The sequence below is a fragment of the Legionella sainthelensi genome (genome assembly GCF_900637685.1).
Classification (GTDB): Bacteria; Pseudomonadota; Gammaproteobacteria; order Legionellales; family Legionellaceae; genus Legionella; species Legionella sainthelensi.
Map to the genome: position 1 here is coordinate 3,360,289 of NZ_LR134388.1, position 20,863 is coordinate 3,381,151.

Consider the following 20,863-nt stretch of genomic DNA (forward strand, 5'->3'; position numbering starts at 1 on the left):
TAGATGATGCGATTTAGTAAAGGGCACGTAATTGGCTTAATATTTTTTCCAATTTATCCCAATTGGCTTGAGTTCCCTCCTTATCGTTTGCATCCCCTGTTTTATCAAGACGAGTAGCCAATTGCTCTACATAGCTTAAATTTGTTTGCAGTGTTTTTTTCTGCTCTTCAGATAAATCCTTGCTCAAGCCGTGCAGTGCATTAACTAAATCGCGAATAGCAAAAGCATGCTCATGAATGGATGCAAGTTGATTGTTTTTTAATGCCTGATTAATAGAAGCCGCTTGCTCATCAATGGCTTTCCAGATAGCTGGGATGGTTGATGGAATGGCTACTTTGGACGCTTCGCTGGTATCGGCAAAGAGTTTCAAAGGTATTGTCCAAATAAAAAAGCTCATTATCAAACTAAACCACTTCAACTTACGGTTGCATTGTACCTGATTCATGGTGTTTCTCCTTATTGATTTCATCTAAAGATTGGTGTCTTTCCCGCCATTGTTCAATGGCGTTATAGACCGTAGGAACAACAAACATATTGAGCACAGTGGAGGTGAATAACCCACCTAAGAGCACTTGCGCCAAAGGACGTTCTAATTCTTTACCGGCAGGTGAACCCCAAAGCAGAGGGAAAAGCCCAAGGGCGGCAGTGGCTGCTGTCATAAGTACCGGCACTAATCTATCGAGTGTCCCATCAATGACCACTTGATCTCGAGTTTTTCCCTGCAAACGCAATTGATTGTAGTGACTCACTAAAATAATCCCATTGCGTGCCGCAATCCCAAATAAAGTAATAAAACCAATCATGGCCGCCACACTCATCTCACCACTAGCGATAAAAAGTGATATCACCCCACCGATTAACGCCAAAGGTAAATTAAACATCACTAACAAAGCTTCTCTTAAGGTACCAAAAGCTTTATGCAGCAAGACCAGCATGATGAAAATAACTAAAGCACCGAAGGTAATAATCACTTTAGAAGCTTGTTGCTGGCTTTCAAATTGCCCGCCGTATTGGATAAAATAACCTGCGGGTAGTTTTATTTTTTCCTGTACCTCTTGTTCGACATCAGCAATTACACTGCCTAAATCACGCCCTTGTACGTTAAAGCCTATCACTAATAACCGCTGCACATTTTCCCGATTAATAGCAAAGGGTTGAGGCTCCACTTTAATCTCGGCAACAGCTCGCAAAGGAACTTGACCAGAAGTTCCCTCGGCTTGACCATGCGCGTCAATCAACATGTTTTGAATGGCCTTAATGCTATCTCGTCCAGGTTTATTCATACGAAGGTACAAATCAAAGGTACGCTGTCCTTCTAAAACATTCGAAACACTGACTCCATTTAAAAGTACTTGTACGTCTTCAGAAATTTGCCCTACATTGACCCCATAACGTGCCGCCTTTTCTCGGTCAATTTTAATGATGAGTTGCGGTACATTAATCTGCTGCTCTTTATTGACATCAACAACACCCGGAACAGATTTTAAAACCGTCTCTAAAGAGTGACCTAATTCATTGAGCGTCGTTAAATTATCACCAAATAACTTCACCGCCACTTGGGCACGAACCCCTGAAAGCACTTCATCCATACGATGGGCAATGAACTGACCCACATTAAACACAGCACCTGGAATATTGGCTAAATCAGTACGAATTCGTCGTAATAGCTCATCAGGCGGTATCGATTTGTCTTTAGCAAAATCAAGTCGCACATCAAACTCACTAACATTAGGTGGCAGAGCATCCTCATCCAACTCACTGCGACCTGCGCGTTGCGAAATCGAGATGACTTGTGGGTAGCGCATTAAGGATTTTTGCACCTGTTGCCCTAAGCGCATCGACTCTTCTAATGAAGTTCCTGGCAAGGTGCTCATGGCGATAATGAAATTCCCTTCATGAAACTCCGGTAAAAAGGACGTACCAAAAAAGGGAAGTAAGGTTAATGCAAATAAAAAGGCGGCCAGCGCCATGGCAACTACGGCTTTAACGTGTGCTAAAGACCAGTGCAGTGTCGTTAGAAAATGCCTCTTAAGCCACAGGACAAACCGGGTTTCAGACTCTTTCTCATGCTCCGTTTTTTGCTCTACCCCATAATGACGCTCACCCTGGGATAAGGCATGTAGGCTCACTTCAGTGTCCTCTGCTTTTTCTTTGCCACGAACTAATAAAAGGTAACACAGTGCTGGGACCATAGTAATCGATACCACCAAAGAACCCAATACTGAAGCAATATAGGCAATGGCCAAAGGGCTAAAAATACGCTCAGCAATCCCTGATAAAAAGAAAATAGGCAAAAAGACAAGGCTGATAATAATGGTGGCATAAACAACTGAACTTCGTATCTCAAGTACTGCATCAAACACCACTTCAATGGCAGGTAAAGGATGGGGTTCTTGGCGGTTTACTCTTAAACGGTGCACCACATTTTCAACCGTGATGATGCCATCATCTACGACCTCTCCAATTGCAATGGCCATCCCGCCCAGTGTCATTGAATTAATCCCGATGCCAAAATAGTGAAGTACCAATAAACCAATAACAAAGGATACTGGCATGGACAGAAAGGTAATAAATGATGCACGCCAATTCATTAAAAACACAAAAAGCACCGCAATGACAATGATTGCCCCTTCAAGAAGAGCGCGAGATAGATTATGAATCGCTGATTCAATAAAATTGGCTTGACGAAAGACTTCCGTTTCTAACGCCACACCTGCGGGAAGAGTGAGTTTGATGTTTTTTAACGCCTGCTCCACTTTAGTCGTGGTTGTCACCGTATCCGCACCATAGGCTTTGGAAATGGTACCAATCACCGCAGGCTTTCCATTGTAAGCACCATCACCGCGCTTTATTTCACCGCCAAAAGCAACTGTAGCCACGTTATTAACCGTGATGGGAATACCTTTTCGTACCACAATAGCGGTTTTTTTAATATCATCTAAGGACTGGATTCGTCCAATAGTTCCGACCACAAGCTCGCTACCGGCTTGGTGAACAAAAGCGCCTGGTACGTTTTGATTCGCAGTGGTTAACGCCTGGCGTACTTCTTCGATGGTAATCCCATAAGAAAGCATGCGCTCAGGAATTAAGCGCACTTGGTATTGCTTGACCTCACCACCAAGTGACACGACGGCCGCAACCCCACCTAATGCCAGAATTCGGGGTCTGATGGTCCAATCTGAAATGGTGCGTAATGTTTCAGGACTTACCGTATCACTGATTAAGGCATATTTGACAAGCCAACCCACGGCTGAGGTTACGGGCAACATGACTGGAGAATTAACACCTGGTGGGAGTCGATTACTGACTTGTTGAATACGCTCATTAACCAGTTGTCGGTTACGGTAAATATCCGTTCTGTCATCAAAAACCACGGTAATGGTGGACAAACCTACCGATGTTTTAGAGCGTACACTGGCCACACCTGGTGTACCATTAATCGCACTTTCCAAAGGATAGGTAATCAGCGTTTCCACATCTTGGGTGGCCATGCCAGGCGCTTCGGTTTGCACCACCACCTGCGGAGGGGCAAATTCCGGGAAGACATCCACCGGCATTTGTTTTAAGGTGTAGCCACCCAAGAGACAAAGAACCAGCGTTAGCGCTAGAATTAAAAGACGATTATGAAGCGACCAGGCAATTAAGCGTGTAAACATTAGTGTGGCTCCTCATGACCGAGTTTTTTTGCACCGCCGCCACTAAGAGATAAGGTGTATAACTCGCGATTCCCCTGAGTCACTACCTCATCGCCAGGAACTAAACCTTCTTTAATTTCAGTATAATTATCATCACGAGTCCCAAGGCTAACCACCGTCCTATCATACTGGGTACCATTCTTCACAAACACAAAGGTGGCATTATCAATTTCCAATATGGCGTTATTAGGTACCGTAAGCGCTGCCTGAGTAAATCGTAATACCACGTTGGCGCGCACAAACATGCCGGGTTTTAATAATCCTTCTTTATTATCAAGACTAACTTGGACATTCACGGTGCGCGTTAAGGGATCTAAGTTTGGTTCAATAAGCGTTATTTTTCCTGGAAAAATACGCTTGGAATAACTTAAGACATGCACATTCACATCCAACCCTACTTTAATCTTGCCCAAATCCTCTTCATACACTTGAACAATAGCGAGCACTTGCTCACGATTACTGATGTGAAATAAAACGGTGTTGGGTTCTACCGCCTGCCCCAAATTCACATTGCGTGCATCAATAACACCTGAAATAGGCGCTTTTACCGCGACACTAGGTGGTGGATCACCAACTAGGCGAGATTGTACCGTGGCCAATGTTTGTCCTTTGGTAACACTGTCCCCAAGATTGGTCACAATATCGGTTACCGCGCCACTAATACGCACATTCACATCGGCCTGTGCATTGGGCAGTAATTGGATTTGACCATTTAATGCCAACAAGTCAGCCATGGGGCGCGGCGTGGCTTCAGAAACCTCAATGCCAAGCATCTTGGTTTGTTCAGGAGTTAATGTAACCGACTGGGCTGGACCTGACGTGCTGACTTCAATTTCGTCTCCATGCGCCATTAGCAATGACGAATGAAAGAGAATACCCAGTAAAACAATAACCCACACTCTTTGGCGGATAGAATTAAATGTATGAATCATTTGGTCACGTCCTTGGTTAAGGATAAATACGAGCAGAATCCGTTTGTATGTGGTGCTCCAATAGCCGTACATAAGGCAACATAGGATTGAAAATATTGTCCCATGGTCGTTAAGTAGGCCATTTGTACATCATTTTGCTGCCTTTGCACCTGCAAGACATTCAAAAAAGAAACTTGCCCATTTTGATAGGCTTCACGAGCAAGTTTCACGTTTTCAAGCCCTAAACGAAGGGAGGTGCCTTGCGTTTGCGCGACACTAGTTTTAAGAGCATTAAGCTGGCCATAATTGCTCGTAACCTCTGTTTCAATCGTGAGATTTAAAGCATCTACTGAGATCATGGCTTGAGTTCCAGTTGCGGAGGCCTCCATAATTCGCCCTTGATTGCGATTGAGTAAAGGCAGAGGAATGGATAAGGAAACCCCTAATGTGCGATCAGCTGGTTGCGGTAACCCGCCTTCCACAACGATTTTATCTTGTTGCACTCCAGCACCAAGAGTCCAATCGGCAAAGCGCTCAGCTTGGGCTAAACGTCTATCGGCCATGGCGCGTTGTCCAGCAAGTAGCAAAGCCCTCCTGTCAGGACGATTACTGAGGGCGTGATTGATTAGGTTTCCTAATGGAGGAATGCCTTTTGCTATCCTAATCGTTTTTTTAACGTTCAGTGGCGAATTGGGTGTTTGACCAATGAGTTGATTTAAAAGGGTATATTGGCTAATTAGCTGACTTTTTAACAGTTGTTTTTCTTGAGTAATACGTGCGTATTCAATGCGAGCCGAATTATCATCCAATTTAGAAATTTCAGCGGCATGGTAGCGATTATGAATAACACGCACCAACTCTTGATTTATCTTTTGTAAATAATTTAATTGTTGCATGCGGTTCTCTGCGATGACCACCGCATAATAGGCATTAGCAACTTTGGCACTTAACTGCCGAGTCGCCTCAAAAACCTCAGCCTGGGCGCGAAGAATATCAATGCGTGCCACTGTTTTTTGCTTGGCAATACGACCTGATATGGGAAAGGCCTGGTTAAAGCTGATACTTCGCGAATATTCACCCTCGTTATTAAATAATCGGTCGTCGTTGTTATTTAAATTAATATTGGGATTTGACCATAATCCTGCTTGTACCAAGCGTGCCTCGGCAATAGAGATGGCAAAACGCGCTGCTTTTAAATCCTTGTTCTGTTGAATTGCCAGTTGTGTCAGCTCTTTGAGATTCAACGGGGATTTTGCATGTGCTAATACAGGCATTAACAGTGTCAGCCCTATCACAAAATACTTAAAGCCCCTTTTCTGATTCATCATGTACATTCTGTCCCTAATATTAATTAAATTAACTTAATTATTTTTCCTATCATGTCAGCTTCTTGCGCAAACGCAAAGCATTGGCAATCACCGACACAGAGCTTAATGCCATGGCAGCACCAGCTATCATTGGATTGAGTAATAAGCCTGTTAACGGGAAAAGAGCACCTGCCGCTACTGGTACGCCCAACGCATTATAAATAAAAGCAAAAAAGAGATTTTGGTGGATGTTCTTTACAGTACGAACCGATAATTCATAAGCCTCTACAAGCTTATTTAAATCGCCTGCTAATAAGGTCATGCCGGCACTCTCAATTGCTACATCACTTCCAGTTCCCATCGCAACACCAATATTGGCTTTTGCCAAGGCAATGGCATCATTCACCCCATCACCAACCATGGCAACCACGTGCCCTTCCTGTTGTAATTGAGTAATAATATTGCTTTTTTCATCCGGCAAGACTTCGGCAATAACTTTTTGAATACCTACTTGTCGAGCTACTGCTTTGGCAGTAATGGCATTATCACCGGTGAGCATAATGACTTGTATACCTTTTTTGATAAGCGTGTCGACAGCATCGTGGCTTGACTCTTTAATGCGGTCAGCAACCACAAAAACACCTGCGAACTGCTTATTAACCGTCAAATAAATCAGAGTAGCCCCTTCTTCTTGGGCTTTTAATGCCGCATCAGGAATTTTGTCAGCAGAAACAGACAGCCATTGGGCATTACCAATGGCAACGCTTTTTCCATCGATTTTTGCTTGAGCGCCTTTTCCTCTAACTGCAATAAAATCCGTAGCTTCTCTTAAAGTAATTTGACGTGCTTGCGCTTCATCACGTAGTGCTTTGGCTAGTGGGTGCTCACTGTGACGTTCAAGAGATGCCGCGAGACTCAAAAGCTCCTGCTCCTGCCAACTAGCAATTGGAATAACTTGGGTTAATGCTGGATGGCCTTGGGTCAGGGTCCCTGTTTTATCGACCACTAATGTATTAATTGTTCGTAACTGCTCCAAAGAAGCTGCATTTTTAATTAAAATACCGCGTCGTGCGCCCTCTCCTATCCCAACCATTATGGACATAGGTGTAGCAAGGCCCAAAGCACAAGGACAGGCAATAATCAGCACGGAAATGGCCGCAATTAAGCCATAACTTAAGGAAGGCGAGGGACCTACTAAAAACCAAACAAGAAACGCAATCAATGCGATTGCTAAAACAATAGGCACAAACCAAGCAGAGACTGCATCTGCCAAGCGTTGAATAGGGGCCTGGCTGCGTTGGGCCTCACTGACTTGGGAGATAATGCGGGCAAGTAACGTGTCTTTGCCTACGTGAGCCGCTTCGATTATAAGGCTCCCTTGTTGATTTAATGTCCCGCCAATCACCGTATTGCCCACTTCTTTAGCGACAGGCATGGGTTCACCTGTGAGCATGGACTCATCCACATCACTTTGACCTTGAATGACTACTCCATCAACCGGGATTTTTTCACCAGGACGTACCAGCAATCTATTGCCTAGCACTACCTCATCAAGAGCGATGTCCTCCTCATTTTCGCCATCATTTAATCGATGAGCAATTGTTGGACTTAAATGAAGCAATTCACGAATGGCATCTCCAGTGCGCTCACGCGCTTTTAATTCCAACACTTGGCCTAAAAGCACTAAGGTAGTAATCACTGCTGCGGCTTCAAAATAGACTGGCATCATGCCATCGCCTTGCATATGCAGAGGAAGTAGTTGTGGAAAAAGAACAACTGCCAAACTATATCCCCAGGCAACGCCTGTGCCCAAAGCAATCAACGTAAACATATTCAGATGATGGGTATGAAGAGACTGCCATCCTCTTAAAAAGAAAGGCCAACCACAACCCCAAACCACCAGCGTTGCCAGTATGGCTTGAGTCCATAACGATAGAGACATTGGAATTAATGGACTTAACCAACGCTCACCCATGCTCAAGAAAATGACTGGAATACTTGCTATGCATGCAATGATAAAACGCCAGAACATATTGTGATACTCGGGATTTTTTTGTTCTGTTATGCTCACCTGCTCTGGCTCCAGCGCCATACCACATAGTGGGCAAGTTCCTGGTTTGTCTTGGCGGATTTGTGGATGCATGGGGCAAGTATAAATTGTATTTTCTAATGCTGTCTCAGATGCAGATAAGGGGACGTGTTGATGCTGATGAGCGCAACAACCATGCCCTTCTTTGTGGTGTTTTGCATCCTGGTTTTGTGTGTTCATCATCCACCTCAATCGTATTTTTTAAGCAAAGCCATAATCTCATCCATTTTTTCCTGACGCGACTCAGAAGTTCCATGGCAGGCGACCTCATTAAGGCAGTTTAAAACATGACGCTCAAGCACACCCAATTCAATAGTTTTTACTGCATTACGAACAGCGCGTAACTGAGAAAGGATATCCACGCAGTAGCGTTGTTCTTCAATCATCCTCTTAATGCCTTCGAGTTGGCCGGTTACTCGATTAAGTCGAGACAACTCTTCATGATGCTTAGGATGTTTTGACATATAATTCTCCAATATACCCCTATAGGTATATACCCCCAATGGGTATATTGTCAAGAAAAAAGCACAATTTGTAGTCTAAACAATGATTACTGAATTCAAACTCTCAATAGGAACTTGGTTTAATTTGGTTCTTGTAATGCTTTCTATTTGTCTTTAATCGAGAAACTTCCCGTCGCACATGGTTATCAAATTTGAATCCTTGCCGCTCCAGGTGATCATGTGCATTATCCGGCAATAACACTTGACCTCTTCCGGTGAGCTGAACCAGATCGCATTTGGACAAGTTTCGCAAGCTGTGGTGATCTTTGGCTGGCGAGCCTTGTCTAATGCTGAAAGAGTTGGGCTTTGTACTACCCCTTCTCTTTCCAGTGGCTGTTCCAGCAGCCTCATGGCTTCCTGAAGTTCTTCCTCGATGACTTTGTCGGTTTGCTCTTGATTGCTCATGGGATTTCTCCTGTTCAAAATTTAGTTTTTGACGTTGATTTTCCAAATCCAAATCAGCAAAAGTGATTGGCATTTGATATTGAATAACAATCTGCAAGATAATCTTTTTAAATAATGGAGACCCATTCACACAAATACAGTCACCATAGCGCTGTCTTGCCATTTCCAATGCTCTTTTAAGTGTAGGAATAGACCCGCCTTTAGAAATTATAATTTCCTTTCCATTGTCCCTAATAACACTGTTATCTTTTTTATAAATCTCAGTACCTTCTTTAGTAATAGAGTCGATTTGTCCAAAATTTAAAGAAGAAGAAAAAGAAGAACCTAAACCTGATATGGTGTAATCATGCTTATTTTTACGATTACGATACCGCATAGCCATTAAAGCATCCTGATCGCCACCTTGTGCTTTTTGTTTCAGCCAATCAGCCCAGGTTTTGTTTTGATGAGAATCTAATAACTGGCTACGTTCTTTTGCATAATTTTTTCTTATGTTATCAATCTCATTAAGCAGCGTTTTGTTTATATGCTGATAGATGTACTTTTTCTGTGCTTTAGATAGGTTCATTAACTTCAAAGCCGCTCGTTTAATTCGTCCTCGCTTTTTCGCCTTTTCAATAAGCGTTGTTCTGGCCTCACGCAATTGTTTAAGTTTGTTTGAAACAAAAGATTTATTGTGTGATTTTTCGTACTGATATTTGGCATAGAGCTCGGAATTTAGTACCTTTTTATTTAATGGCTCATAATGATAAACATTTGATACAGGTCTATGGTCTTCTGAGCAAGATGGTACGAATGAACCGAGCTTGGATTCGAGATTTTTTTTAGAAAAAGTTCTGGAAATTGAACTTGCTTTAACAGTAAGCCCTTGGACATTGCAGAACACAAAACCATTGGCTTTAATACGAACCATCAACCCATGTTCTGCCAAAATACTATGAATCTCCTTCCAATTCCTCGCTGCCTCTATTTTTTCTTTGCAGTGACGCTTCATCCAATTAATTAAACTTTCAATACCTGAGTGATGTTCCATATCGTCAGCAAGATTTTCTGAATGGTTTTTTCGGGTTTGATGATTGGTTATTTGAAGACCTAATTCAATTTCTAGCTTGGATGCGACCTCAGCAAAAGTCTTATATGCTCTGAAAGGTTCAATCATATTAAAGGTTTGAGGATGAATTTTATTAATCGCAACATGAATATGAAGATTGTCTGTATCATGATGAACAACTGAGAGTCTTTGGTGCTCTTTAAATCCAATCGATGAAGCCACCGTATCTTCAATTTCCTGTAAAACTTGAGCCGAAGGATTTTCTCCTGGAGCAAAAGAAATAAGCATATGATAAGTTTTATCTCCAGTGGCTCTTTGATTTTTAGCTTGTGTTGCCAATACCTCATGAACGGCCCAAATAGGATCGAGACTATTACAGTTTGATAATCTGATCTTACCCACTCGCTCCTGTTTGTTTTGTTGATTACATAGGTATTGAACAAGGCTTGAAAAACTACTAAGCCTTGTTTTCTTCATAGGAATATGGCGAATAATCATAGTTTTTTCACCACTTCAAACATCGCATCCTGAGTAGTTTGAATACGAGCTAACAAGGTTTTTATTGTTTGGAGGTCGAAGTGTGCAACACGTTTATCCTGAGTCAACCATAGTTTTAACAGTCCACCAAGCCGTCCTAAGTCTCCATTAATCTTGGCTAACTGCAGTATATAATCCTTATCAACATTACTTTGAATTTGATAACCGAGACTAATCCTTCTTAAATACTCGGCAATTGAAAGCCCAGCTGTAGCTGCATTCGATTTAATCTGAATTTCTTCAGAAGGCAAAACAGGTACGCGAAGATGGCGACCATTTTTTCTGGTGGGTGTTTTAAGCTTCTCGTCCATAAGGATGCCGACCTCTTAATTAAGTGGTTATGCAATCCTTTGGGTATTGATTTGACCTTAAAACATAAGGTTTTCGTTGAGCACCGAAGGTGCGAATAAGACTTGTGAGGTTGGGTAGCCAGCTTGCTGGTTAGCTAACTTCACCTATCTTGCCCTGCGTTTTAAGTTCATCTAATAGCATACTATCAGGTAATTTTATGTAATTTCAAGGCTATTTGTTTTGAAACCAAATTAATTTCTAATAATTACCAATAATTACGATAAATTACATATTTATGCACTTTAGAGAAGGTTTAATTACGCCAAAAGGAAATAAAATAACTCGACTCATTGCACAGCAACAAAATAGTTTGTACCATCAGAAAGAGAACAATAATAAGTTGATGGTATGACATGGGAAACTCCCTCAGCGAACGAATCGCAGCAAAGCAAATGTTAAGAAAAGCCTCTGCTAAATCTGTAAATAAAGCCGCATTTCTTGCATTAAAAAATGATATCGCTTCAGCGCTAGCTGACGGCTGGTCTATAAAGCTTGTCTGGGAAACCTTAGTTGAGGAAGGCAAAATCTCATTTTCATATAAAACTTTTTGTGGCTATGTAGCACGTTTGATTGCTGCAGAAACAAAGCCATCTATGCAGGAAAAAACCAAGGATGATGAAAAGGCTAAAAGTAAGGAAAAAACCGAAATTAGGGGCTTTACTTTTAATCCCAAACCCAACTTGGAGGAACTCTTGTAATGGCAAAGATACATATCACACTGCAGGGAAAAGGCGGTGTCGGCAAATCATTTATTTCAGCAACCACAGCTCAATACAAACAACACAAAGGCCAAGCCCCGCTTTGCATTGACACCGACCCTATCAACTCCACCTTTCATGGTTTTAAAGCTCTTAACGTTGATCATATTCAAGTTATAAGTGGTGATGAAATTAACCCCCGTCTTTTTGATGCACTCATTGAAAAAATTGCCTCTGCAACTAATGATGTAGTCATTGACAACGGTGCCAGCTCTTTTGTACCACTATCTCATTACCTCATCAGCAACCAAGTTCCAGCTTTATTACAGGAATTGGGCCATGAAATGGTGATTCATACTGTCATCACCGGAGGCCAGGCTTTATTCGATACCATTAATGGATTTGCACAACTGATTAACCAGTTTGCAAATGAAGCTCAGTTTGTAGTCTGGCTCAATCCCTATTGGGGAGCTATTGAACATGAAGGCAAAGCATTTGAACAACTGAAAGCCTATCGAGATAACAAGGACAGAATATCAGCCTTAATTCAAATCCCCGATCTGAAAAAAGAAACCTATGGCCGGGATCTAACCGAGATGCTTCAACAGAAACTGACCTTCGATGAAGTTTTGGGTACGCCAGAGAAAAGCATTATGACCCGCCAACGCTTAAAAATCGTTCGCGATCAACTGTTTGGACAGCTGGATAGCGCCAGGGTGATCTAATGTCAGGGAAACTCGATAAAATCGTTCAAGACATCACCGTCAAACACGGTGTTCTTTTGGGTAAAGATGATCCCATCCTCATGCTTCAGACTATGAATGAACAACTGGTTGAGGAAAATCGAAAAGCCCAACAGGATTTGCTGGTACAGTTCCGAGAGGAAATGGAAGACATTTCCTCTCAATGGAAAGATGATGCCAAAGAAAAAGCTGAAAAGGTTCTCAATGCGGCATTAGCTAGTAGTAAAGAAGCTATAGTTAGGTTACTGCAAGAATCTACTAGAGAATCGGTTCAAGCGATGAGGAAATTGATCTCGGATTCATTGATTGAGGCTCATTCCTTAACACAAAAGACACAAAAATTCAGCTGGTTCGCATTGGTATCATCAGTCACATTGTTTGCTGCTTCTTGTATGATTCTCTTATTGTTTTGTAGATAAAGCTCTTCTGTTATTAAGCCCCAGTATGGGGCTTCCCATTTTTATCAACTAAAATTAATAGCATAGATATTTTAAAGATATTGCTGATGAACATGCTCCACTTCTATTAGAAGTACACTTAGTCCCATAAATGCAGTTTTACGCAGTTGCTGATTCTGGTATGATTTAATCATTAAAGTGATCTTAATATAGGGTCTCATGAATAATACCCATCTTTCTACAAACGATCATCATGCAATAGACCGATTATTCGAAAAAGCTACGTCTTATGTTGAAGAAGCAAGAAATCGTGTTCAACGTTCTATTAATTCTGAAATGGTGCAAGCCTATTGGTATATTGGAAGAGATATTGTTACAGCGGAACAAGAAGGACAAGCTAGAGCAGCATATGGAAGCCAATTACTTCAAGAACTGTCTAACCGATTAACAAAAAAATATGGTAAAGGATTTAGTGTTAGTACACTCCGAGATATCAGACAGTTCTATCTTGTTTATCCTGACATTGAAATTCACCACGCAGTGCGTGGTAAATCTTCTAATGACTTATCACTAAGCTCTAATCTAGGCTGGATCCACTATCGCTCATTAATGCGCATTGATCGCCCAGAAGCGAGACAGTTTTATACAGTAGAAGCTGAAAAAAATGCATGGAGTGGTCGAGAATTAGAGCGACAAATTAACAGCCTGCTATTTGATCGCCTAGCTAAAAGTAAAGATAAAGAGGGATTATTAGCCTTATCTCGAGATGGGCAAGAAATAAATAAACCTGAGGACGCCATCAAAGAGCCTTTGATTCTTGAATTTTTAGGCTTGCCTGAGTCACACCGTTTGGTAGAGTCAAAGCTAGAAGAGGCTTTGATCAATAATCTGCAGAAATTTTTGCTAGAATTAGGCACAGGCTTTTCATACATTGGAAGACAAAAGCGACTAACTTTTGATGGAGATCACTATTACGCTGACTTAGTTTTTTACCATGTCATCTTAAAGTGTTATGTCATTATTGATTTAAAAACCAGAAAGCTAACTCATGCCGATCTTGGTCAAATGCAACTTTATGTAAATTATTTTGATGCAGAAATAAAACAAGAAGATGACAACCCGACTATTGGCTTAGTCCTATGTACACAAAAAAGTGAAACAATGGCTAAGTATTTACTTGGCGAAAAAGCAAAACAAATCTTTGCTAGCAGATATCAATTACATTTACCTTCAGAAGAAGAGCTTAAAAAAGAGATCAAACGAGAAATCGATGTAATACAAAAAACAGAGTCCGACGACAAAATCATCAAAAATTGATTATCAGCATTGGCAATCACCAAAATTGAGTTACGTCTACAAATTGATTATGACTATGCACTGGATAGGAAAATGCCAATATTCCACCAAAAGCATTATACTGTAAATTGATTTTTACGAAAACAAACGTTTCCTCAACCAAAATGCAACATTGACTAGCAAAATAAGCACTGGTACTTCAACAAGAGGTCCAATGACAGTCGTAAAAGCAATAGCGGAATTAAGTCCGAAAGTCGCAATTGCTACCGCAATAGCCAATTCAAAATTATTACTTGCTGCTGTAAAAGACGCAGCTGTTGTTTTTTCATAGTTAGCCCCGATAAGTTTGCCCATTGTAAAACTAACAAAAAACATAACAATAAAATAAATCGTTAATGGAATGGCAATGCGAATCACATCAAATGGAAGTAGTAGAACTATTGCGCCTTTTAAAGAAAACATCGCTAGAATAGTAAACAGCAGAGCAATCAGGGTAATAGGAGAAATTTTTGGTAAAAAATGAGTTTCATACCAAGACAACCCTTTTTTCTTTATCAATACAAAGCGGGTTAGAAATCCAGCAAAAAAGGGAATCCCAAGATAAATAAAGACACTTTCCGCAATTGTCATAAAATCGATGTGAACTATTTGCCCAGCCATACCTAACAGAGGTGGTAAGACTGTGAGAAAGAACCAGGCATAGATACTAAAAAACAACAATTGAAAAATGCTGTTAAAGGCTACTAAAGCTGCAACATACTGATTATCGCCTTCAGCAAGCTGATTCCAGACAATCACCATCGCGATGCATCGTGCCAAACCAATAAGAATAAGTCCAGTCATGTATTCGGGATAACCATGCAAGAATAAAACAGCAAGCCCAAACATGAGAAATGGACCAATAAGCCAATTTTGGATTAAAGACAACAACAAGATGCGCCAATCTTTAAATATCAGCGGTAACTCTTCATATTTAACCCGAGCCAAGGGAGGGTACATCATTAAAATCAACCCAAGTGCAATAGGGATATTAGTTGAGCCAATAGATAATGAGTTGATAAATTGTGGTGTTCCAGCAAAAAGCGATCCGATTCCAACACCTGTGGCCATGGTCAGGAAAATCCAGAAAGTTAAATATCTATCTAAAAAAGAAAGACGCTTGGTGCTGCACGTGCTCATGCCAACAGCTCCTTTTCTATCCATTGTTTAAGTTGAATAAATACATCTTCAAATGCGGTATTTATTTGCATTTCAGAACCTTTTACTTTAGCTGGATCTGGGATACTCCAGTGGAGTTTCTTGGGATGTCCCGGAAAAATGGGGCAACTTTCGTGAGCCGCCTGATCACATACTGTAATCACTAAATCAATAGACTCTGACTTAAATTCATTCCAAGATTTGCTACGTGGAGCATTTGGCTTTATACCATGATTGGCAAGCATTTCAATTGCTTTGGGATGTACCCTTCCAGTTGGGACGCTGCCTGCGCTAAAGGCCAGATAGCGTCCATTAGAGTAATGATTGGTTATAGCCTCAGCCATAATAGACCGACAGGAATTACCAGTACAAAGAAATAATAATCTCATCGGCTTGGTATTCATCAGCCACAACATCCTGTTGTTTTTGTATCACAACAAGAGGTTTTTGTGGTTTTTTCTGGCATACAACAAGAACCTTCTGTTGCTTTTCCACCAGAAAAAAATTGGGCATCCTCCATAGTATGATAAGCCTCCCATGCAATTCCACTTGGATCATTGATCCAAGATTTTTCTGATTTAGCATAACAACAGGTTGTTTCACCATCGCTATGAGTTGAAATATTAGCCTCTGAAAATTGTTTTCTTAATGTCTCTAACTCATCAGCATCATCTACTTGAATACCCAAGTGCTCTACCCCATGCTTGCCAGCACGTGTTGAAATTGCAAAATTGATGCGCGGATCTTCCAACATCCATTTGGCATAATCTGATTTTACTTTTGTAGGCTCGGTTCCAAACAGGGCATTATAGAAACTGATGCTATCAGCAAGGTTATTAACGCCAATATGAATATGAAAACGTTTCATGATTTACTCCTTTGTAGAAGGACAGCAACTATTTAATTCAATAACCAGGCAATTTGTTGTATCAGGCTGTTGAATTTTGACTTGTTGTTTACTACAGCAATCCTGAATCATGAACGCGATAAAATCGCGCATTAGCTCAAAATTAGCTGAATAAAAAACATAACGCCCTTTACGGCAAGAAGCTACAATCCCAGCATTAGACAAATGGCTTAAATGAAATGACAAGGTATTGTGTAGGATACCTAATTCATCGCCAATTGCGCTTGCTGATAAGCCTTCAGGCCCCGCCTGAACAAGTAATCGAAATACTTGCAAACGGGTTTCTTGCGAAAGAGTATCAAATATTTTTAGAGATTCTTTTATGTCCATACTTCTAGAATAGTAGAATTATTCAATTTGATCAAGTGATCTTGATAGGCCAATCAATAAAAATAATTTTGAATCGTTTGATTCAACCAATTTATCTTTGCGTGAGATTTGCGTGTTTGAGTACGACACTGTTATACTCTGTACGACATTTGTAGTGGTATCTCGCGACAGATTATTTTTTTAAAATCAACGAGTTAATTTTAAGGCTGGGGGCTCATAATCCGTTGGTCCTAGGTTCAAGTCCTAGTGGGCCCACCAATAAAATCAAGTAGTTACAAGTAATTGTAGATAGTTTAAAAAAGTCATGTAGACGTAATGTAGACAAAAAATTAAGTAGACATTACTATTTGTTAATCTCAAACCCAAATCAATAAAAGTACTTTCCCATGTTAATTTTCAACTGTACTAAAGCTGCTTCAGATTTTTTCACAACTATCCGTAAAGGTAACAAACTATCTCCTATGTCACCAACGCCACAGAGTGAGCTTGCTGAAGAACCTGTCTTGCATGACCACCAACAGTGGCACTGGATGGTACATGTTAAAAAATTTGGTCACAGAAATGTCTTACTAACAATGGATACCGATTCACGTTTCTGTATGATTTTTTGGGGATTAAAAAAGGGAAACATTCAACACTTCCTTGAACAATTTCATGACCGATTTAGTCTCCATATTGTTGCTGTTATTAATATGGGCGGACAAGATGAAACGCTATTAACAACCAGTATGAAGTCATTCTTAGAAAATCACCAAGAATATGCATTTGTTCCACGAGGTGATCGTTCAGTGCAGGCGCATATCAATGATGCACTCATGAATATCCAATATGAACAACATCGCTGGGAAGATGATATACCGACTGAAGAAGAACTATTCATCAGCGATTTAAGACACAACGATACTCCGCGAAAACGTAGACAAGATAAAGACTACATATTTCCAACTGAAATACTATTTAGTACCTGGCTATCTAACTATGCTAATTTAGATGAACAAACAATTAAGCATACTATTAGCAAATATCGACAAACTAATAGTCAATTATGGAGATTTCCATTTGATATCGATGTTGGAGATCTAAATTTTGACGAAATGGACGCCTTAATCACTGAAGCACTATCTGATAATATTTTATCATTTGAAGATTAATCAAAAAAAATTGCAAACAAGTTTTATTTAATTTAAGCATGCCTGCCCACTGAAAGAGCTACGATGAGCATTATTATGAGAATAATTCAACCACGAACAGTTGCAGAACAATTACTTTATAGCACAGTACGAATTTCTGGAGATAACGGAACAGGTACAGGTTTTTTCTTTCATATCCAATTAGATCAAGACAAACAAATACAACTAATATTAACAAATAAACATGTTATTAATGGCAATAAGAAATTATCTTTTTATTTTCACGAAGCAGTTACTAATGACAAAAAATTTGAACCAACAAATCAATTTTTTTCTATAACTGTTGAAGATTATGCAAATCTCTGGATACCTCATCCTAAAGAGGAAGTTGATCTCGGTGCTTTATTATTTGTTCCAATAAGAAATCATGCAAAGGAGAAATTAGGTAAGGAAATCTTTAACATTTCGTTTGATGATTCCTTGATACGTAATGACGATGATCTTGCAGAAGAATCAGATGTGGATAATAAAGTGTTAATGATTGGTTATCCAATAGGTTTATGGGATGAAGTCAATAATTTTCCTATTGTTAGAAATGGCATAACAGCATCACATCCATCATTAGATTTTAATGGAAAGAGCGAAGGTATTATTGATATGGCTTGTTTTCCTGGTTCATCAGGATCCCCTGTTTTAATTTGTATGCAAGGATTTCATGATAAAAATGGCACCTATCATATTGGTGCTAATAAAAACATTTTATTAGGGTTGTTATTTTCAGGGCCTTACCTCACTCAATCAGGAAAAATTGAAATTAAGGAAATACCAACAGCAAATCTAGTTCCTGTTGCCTCTTTTAACCAAATGATACATTTAGGATACTATGTAAAAGCCAAAGAAATCTTGGTACTTTGTGAGCATATTAAAAATCAAATAGTGATTAGCAATAACAAATAATTGATCAAGTTAGCAGGGTTCTATCGTCTACAAAAAGAATTATCGTGCATACAATAGACTTGGCTGTTTGTTGTTGCATTTAACTCTTATAATCATATGCTAATAATAAAGACTCTTAGTATAAAATAAATCGACTTCTTGAGCTTCAATAATCTCAGGAAGACTTTCTAACACTTCATTGTCGATTATATTAAAATTATTTATTAGATTAATTAGTCCATTATTTAACCAACTCGACTCCCACAGATGTATGCTTTTGTTGGTTACTTTGTTGCAGAGCTTTTCATTATAAGTAAATTTTTTACCTAGCTGCAGAGAAATTCTTTGAAGCCAAATTTCGAGATGGCCTGTATTTGGAATCATATGAAATTTATGATGAATCTTGTCTATTAGCTCTATTTTCTTTTTTTTAGATTTAATTTTTGATATCAAAAAACTGATAATAGCGGCACAGTTAGGATATGCTCTGGGGTTCTTTTGAGCAATATCAACTATAATCCCCAATAATGGTTCAACATGATTGATGGCCTTATTTTGACTGATGACTTTATGATAAAAAGAGGTTAGTGCTGTTATTAGGCTACCCGAATTAGGGTGTAGTCTAGCTAAAGTATGAATAATTAATAGGTGCTTTTGAATATCACTATTACTTTGTTTTTGATTAAGCCAATATAGTTTATCTTTTTTAAGAGATTCTTTAATAATATCGTTACTCACCGATGTTTTTTCTGGGTGCAATTTTAATCCTAATGTTGAGAGAATTTCACATAAAATCTTGATTATTATTTCACCTGCAATCGGATTGTTAACAAATATACTATAGTCATCCCTATATCTCAGAATATAATAGTCATCGAGATAATTATTATTTTGCCCCTCACTCTCCAGTCGCTCACTTAAAAGAGAATCAGCATATCCTAAAACAATTTCAGCAATAAAATCCATCAATGTTGAGCCTTGAGGTATACCATTTGTTTGTCCATGATGCATATCTTGCAGAATTAAATCTATTGCATTCCCGATTAGCGCTTCATCTCCCTTTTTAGCTTTTGCATGTTTTTTTCCATGTAGAGCCCAAGCTATAGAATGAGTATAAAAGGAGCTATAACAATCCGTAATATCTGTTTTGATTATATACTGGTAACTCAAAGCCAATTCCAATGATTTTTGCTCAATAGAGTTCCACCAATTTTTTATTTGCTCTGCTTTATCAGAAGTATTTAAAGCTGACTTAAGAGGCATACTAAAGCAGCTGATTTTTTTATTAGACTTAAATTTTTTAAATAGATCTTGAATATGATTCCAATTATTTTCAGCTGTGATGGTATTAACTAAATAAACATATATTACTGGATGAATAAGCTGAAATGGTCTCCAAGCATATTTCCCGTCTTTATTGTTTAGAATGCTATGATTAACATTTTCGAAATCTCTTGGTCTGTTCGGTTTACTACCATTATAAAAATTGGATAATTTTTTTCACCAAGTTTTTTTTCAATCTCTTTTAACAATCCTTCAAATTTGAAATAAGTTGGCAGATCAAAATTACAGTAGCTTTCTTCTTTCAAGAAATATTTTTTAGCTTGGGCCGCCGATAACTCTAATATAGGTTTTATTCCTTTATTCTTAACCATAAAAAACAACTCCCTCTAAATTTTTGTACTCTCTGATATTTATTCTAGACTATCCTAACGCTGCGCCACGTGTAGTTTGTTTACTTGCAAACGGGCAAATTACACTATCTCCCTAAGCAAAAAAGTAATTTACTTTGTGGATATACAAAAATACCTGGGATAATCGGGACAACTGGGACACGCGCATAAATAAAGGATAAAAGCGTCCCCAACTAATAAATTGAAGATGGGGCACAAGGGACAAATGATTATTTCGGTAGATTAACAAAGCCCGGCTCTTGTTATACAAGACAAAGCGATCACAATAACTCTTTTATATTGGGGATAGGATTATATGTAAATGAGGGTTTGGAGATATCCTTTTTCTTACTAAATTGATTCTCTACAAGCTTCTCAGTTTGAACTGCAACAGATTCCTTTGTCGAATATCCAGGCTTCTGGCCATTCAGGTATTTCAATACATATAACCTGAAAGTATTGTAAGTTGCGGTGAATCTTCCTTCATCCCTGAGCGTTTCCCATATGACAGTAATCGACCATCCTTTTTCCAAAGCTTCAGAAATATCTTCGCGCATAGCAAGGAATTCCACTTTATGTTTCCTAGCGTTCGTTCTTTGTTTACAAGTCACTATGTTTTCTGTTAAGGATTTTTTCATGGTTAACTCTCCATAATACTGTTTATCCAATCCTTTGAGGTTATTGTTTATTGCTATTTATTTTCGAC

The 20,863-nt window shown here is 39.4% G+C and carries 21 protein-coding genes; 6 read left to right on the forward strand and 15 right to left on the reverse strand.

What is annotated here, in order from left to right; genetic code table 11:
* Positions 1 to 13: 13 nt before the first annotated feature.
* The 8 genes from EL220_RS14840 to traJ form a co-directional block, all read right to left on the reverse strand.
* Positions 14 to 445, reverse strand: coding sequence for a hypothetical protein (locus EL220_RS14840; protein WP_027269495.1), 432 nt, complete (start codon positions 443 to 445; stop codon positions 14 to 16).
* A complete protein-coding gene (locus tag EL220_RS14845; protein WP_027269494.1) occupies positions 420 to 3,656 on the reverse strand; it encodes an efflux RND transporter permease subunit in 3,237 nt (1,078 codons plus the stop codon). The genes EL220_RS14840 and EL220_RS14845 overlap by 26 nt, the downstream gene beginning before the upstream one ends.
* Positions 3,656 to 4,627 carry an efflux RND transporter periplasmic adaptor subunit gene (locus EL220_RS14850; protein WP_027269493.1) on the reverse strand — a complete coding sequence of 324 codons (972 nt, stop codon included), beginning with the start codon at positions 4,625 to 4,627 and terminating at the stop codon, positions 3,656 to 3,658. The genes EL220_RS14845 and EL220_RS14850 overlap by 1 nt, the downstream gene beginning before the upstream one ends.
* On the reverse strand, positions 4,624 to 5,934 hold the full coding sequence (locus EL220_RS14855; RefSeq protein WP_370637256.1) for a TolC family protein: 1,311 nt from the start codon (positions 5,932 to 5,934) through the stop codon (positions 4,624 to 4,626). The genes EL220_RS14850 and EL220_RS14855 overlap by 4 nt, the downstream gene beginning before the upstream one ends.
* 49 nt (positions 5,935 to 5,983) lie before the next feature.
* Positions 5,984 to 8,182, reverse strand: coding sequence for a copper-transporting P-type ATPase (locus EL220_RS14860; protein WP_035905528.1), 2,199 nt, complete (start codon positions 8,180 to 8,182; stop codon positions 5,984 to 5,986).
* Between the two features lie 8 nt (positions 8,183 to 8,190).
* On the reverse strand, positions 8,191 to 8,466 hold the full coding sequence (locus tag EL220_RS14865) for a metal-sensitive transcriptional regulator (protein ID WP_018576423.1): 276 nt from the start codon (positions 8,464 to 8,466) through the stop codon (positions 8,191 to 8,193).
* A 103-nt stretch (positions 8,467 to 8,569) separates the two neighbouring features.
* On the reverse strand, positions 8,570 to 10,459 hold the full coding sequence (gene traI / locus EL220_RS14870) for a TraI/MobA(P) family conjugative relaxase (RefSeq protein WP_027269490.1): 1,890 nt from the start codon (positions 10,457 to 10,459) through the stop codon (positions 8,570 to 8,572).
* Complete coding sequence (gene traJ, locus EL220_RS14875; RefSeq protein ID WP_027269489.1) at positions 10,456 to 10,809, reverse strand: conjugal transfer transcriptional regulator TraJ; 354 nt, start codon at positions 10,807 to 10,809, stop codon at positions 10,456 to 10,458. Before traJ ends, traI begins: the two co-directional genes overlap by 4 nt.
* Positions 10,810 to 11,202: 393 nt before the next feature.
* On the opposite strand from traJ, the gene EL220_RS14880 reads away from it, so the two are divergent.
* From EL220_RS14880 to EL220_RS14895, 4 genes are all read left to right on the forward strand, one after another.
* The gene (locus tag EL220_RS14880) at positions 11,203 to 11,547 is read left to right on the forward strand and encodes a TraK family protein (protein WP_027269488.1); all 345 of its coding nucleotides are present in this window, start codon (positions 11,203 to 11,205) and stop codon (positions 11,545 to 11,547) included.
* Positions 11,547 to 12,272, forward strand: coding sequence for an ArsA-related P-loop ATPase (locus tag EL220_RS14885; RefSeq protein ID WP_027269487.1), 726 nt, complete (start codon positions 11,547 to 11,549; stop codon positions 12,270 to 12,272). Before EL220_RS14880 ends, EL220_RS14885 begins: the two co-directional genes overlap by 1 nt.
* Positions 12,272 to 12,709, forward strand: a complete 438-nt coding sequence (locus EL220_RS14890; RefSeq protein WP_027269486.1) for a conjugal transfer protein TraM — start codon at positions 12,272 to 12,274, stop codon at positions 12,707 to 12,709. Before EL220_RS14885 ends, EL220_RS14890 begins: the two co-directional genes overlap by 1 nt.
* A gap of 198 nt (positions 12,710 to 12,907) precedes the next feature.
* The gene (locus EL220_RS14895) at positions 12,908 to 14,005 is read left to right on the forward strand and encodes a PDDEXK nuclease domain-containing protein (RefSeq protein WP_051544683.1); all 1,098 of its coding nucleotides are present in this window, start codon (positions 12,908 to 12,910) and stop codon (positions 14,003 to 14,005) included.
* 114 nt (positions 14,006 to 14,119) lie between these two features.
* On the opposite strand, the gene arsB is transcribed toward EL220_RS14895, so the two are convergent.
* From arsB to EL220_RS14915, 4 genes are read right to left on the reverse strand one after another with little or no spacing between them, the layout of a single operon-like run.
* A complete protein-coding gene (gene arsB / locus EL220_RS14900) occupies positions 14,120 to 15,163 on the reverse strand; it encodes an ACR3 family arsenite efflux transporter (RefSeq protein WP_027269484.1) in 1,044 nt (347 codons plus the stop codon).
* A complete protein-coding gene (locus EL220_RS14905) occupies positions 15,160 to 15,585 on the reverse strand; it encodes an arsenate reductase ArsC (protein ID WP_027269483.1) in 426 nt (141 codons plus the stop codon). The genes arsB and EL220_RS14905 overlap by 4 nt, the downstream gene beginning before the upstream one ends.
* Complete coding sequence (locus tag EL220_RS14910) at positions 15,585 to 16,049, reverse strand: ArsI/CadI family heavy metal resistance metalloenzyme (protein WP_027269482.1); 465 nt, start codon at positions 16,047 to 16,049, stop codon at positions 15,585 to 15,587. Before EL220_RS14910 ends, EL220_RS14905 begins: the two co-directional genes overlap by 1 nt.
* Before the next feature lie 3 nt (positions 16,050 to 16,052).
* On the reverse strand, positions 16,053 to 16,418 hold the full coding sequence (locus tag EL220_RS14915; protein WP_027269481.1) for an ArsR/SmtB family transcription factor: 366 nt from the start codon (positions 16,416 to 16,418) through the stop codon (positions 16,053 to 16,055).
* Positions 16,419 to 16,804: 386 nt separating this feature from the next.
* On the opposite strand from EL220_RS14915, the gene EL220_RS14920 reads away from it, so the two are divergent.
* Together EL220_RS14920 and EL220_RS19250 are read left to right on the forward strand one after the other, a co-directional pair.
* Positions 16,805 to 17,569 (forward strand): DUF6933 domain-containing protein, encoded by a 765-nt coding sequence (locus EL220_RS14920; protein ID WP_027269480.1) that lies wholly within the window; start codon positions 16,805 to 16,807, stop codon positions 17,567 to 17,569.
* A 63-nt stretch (positions 17,570 to 17,632) separates the two neighbouring features.
* On the forward strand, positions 17,633 to 18,505 hold the full coding sequence (locus tag EL220_RS19250; RefSeq protein WP_051544682.1) for a S1 family peptidase: 873 nt from the start codon (positions 17,633 to 17,635) through the stop codon (positions 18,503 to 18,505).
* Between the two features lie 99 nt (positions 18,506 to 18,604).
* Here EL220_RS19250 and EL220_RS14930 read toward each other — a convergent pair whose 3' ends face one another.
* The 3 genes from EL220_RS14930 to EL220_RS14935 all read right to left on the reverse strand — a co-directional run bounded on the left by EL220_RS14930 (position 18,605) and on the right by EL220_RS14935 (position 20,795).
* Positions 18,605 to 19,666 carry an RNA-directed DNA polymerase gene (locus EL220_RS14930; protein WP_197720964.1) on the reverse strand — a complete coding sequence of 354 codons (1,062 nt, stop codon included), beginning with the start codon at positions 19,664 to 19,666 and terminating at the stop codon, positions 18,605 to 18,607.
* Positions 19,667 to 19,905: 239 nt separating this feature from the next.
* On the reverse strand, positions 19,906 to 20,139 hold the full coding sequence (locus EL220_RS18355; protein WP_197720965.1) for a hypothetical protein: 234 nt from the start codon (positions 20,137 to 20,139) through the stop codon (positions 19,906 to 19,908).
* Between the two features lie 299 nt (positions 20,140 to 20,438).
* The gene (locus tag EL220_RS14935) at positions 20,439 to 20,795 is read right to left on the reverse strand and encodes a TraK family protein (protein ID WP_027269477.1); all 357 of its coding nucleotides are present in this window, start codon (positions 20,793 to 20,795) and stop codon (positions 20,439 to 20,441) included.
* Positions 20,796 to 20,863: the final 68 nt, after the last annotated feature.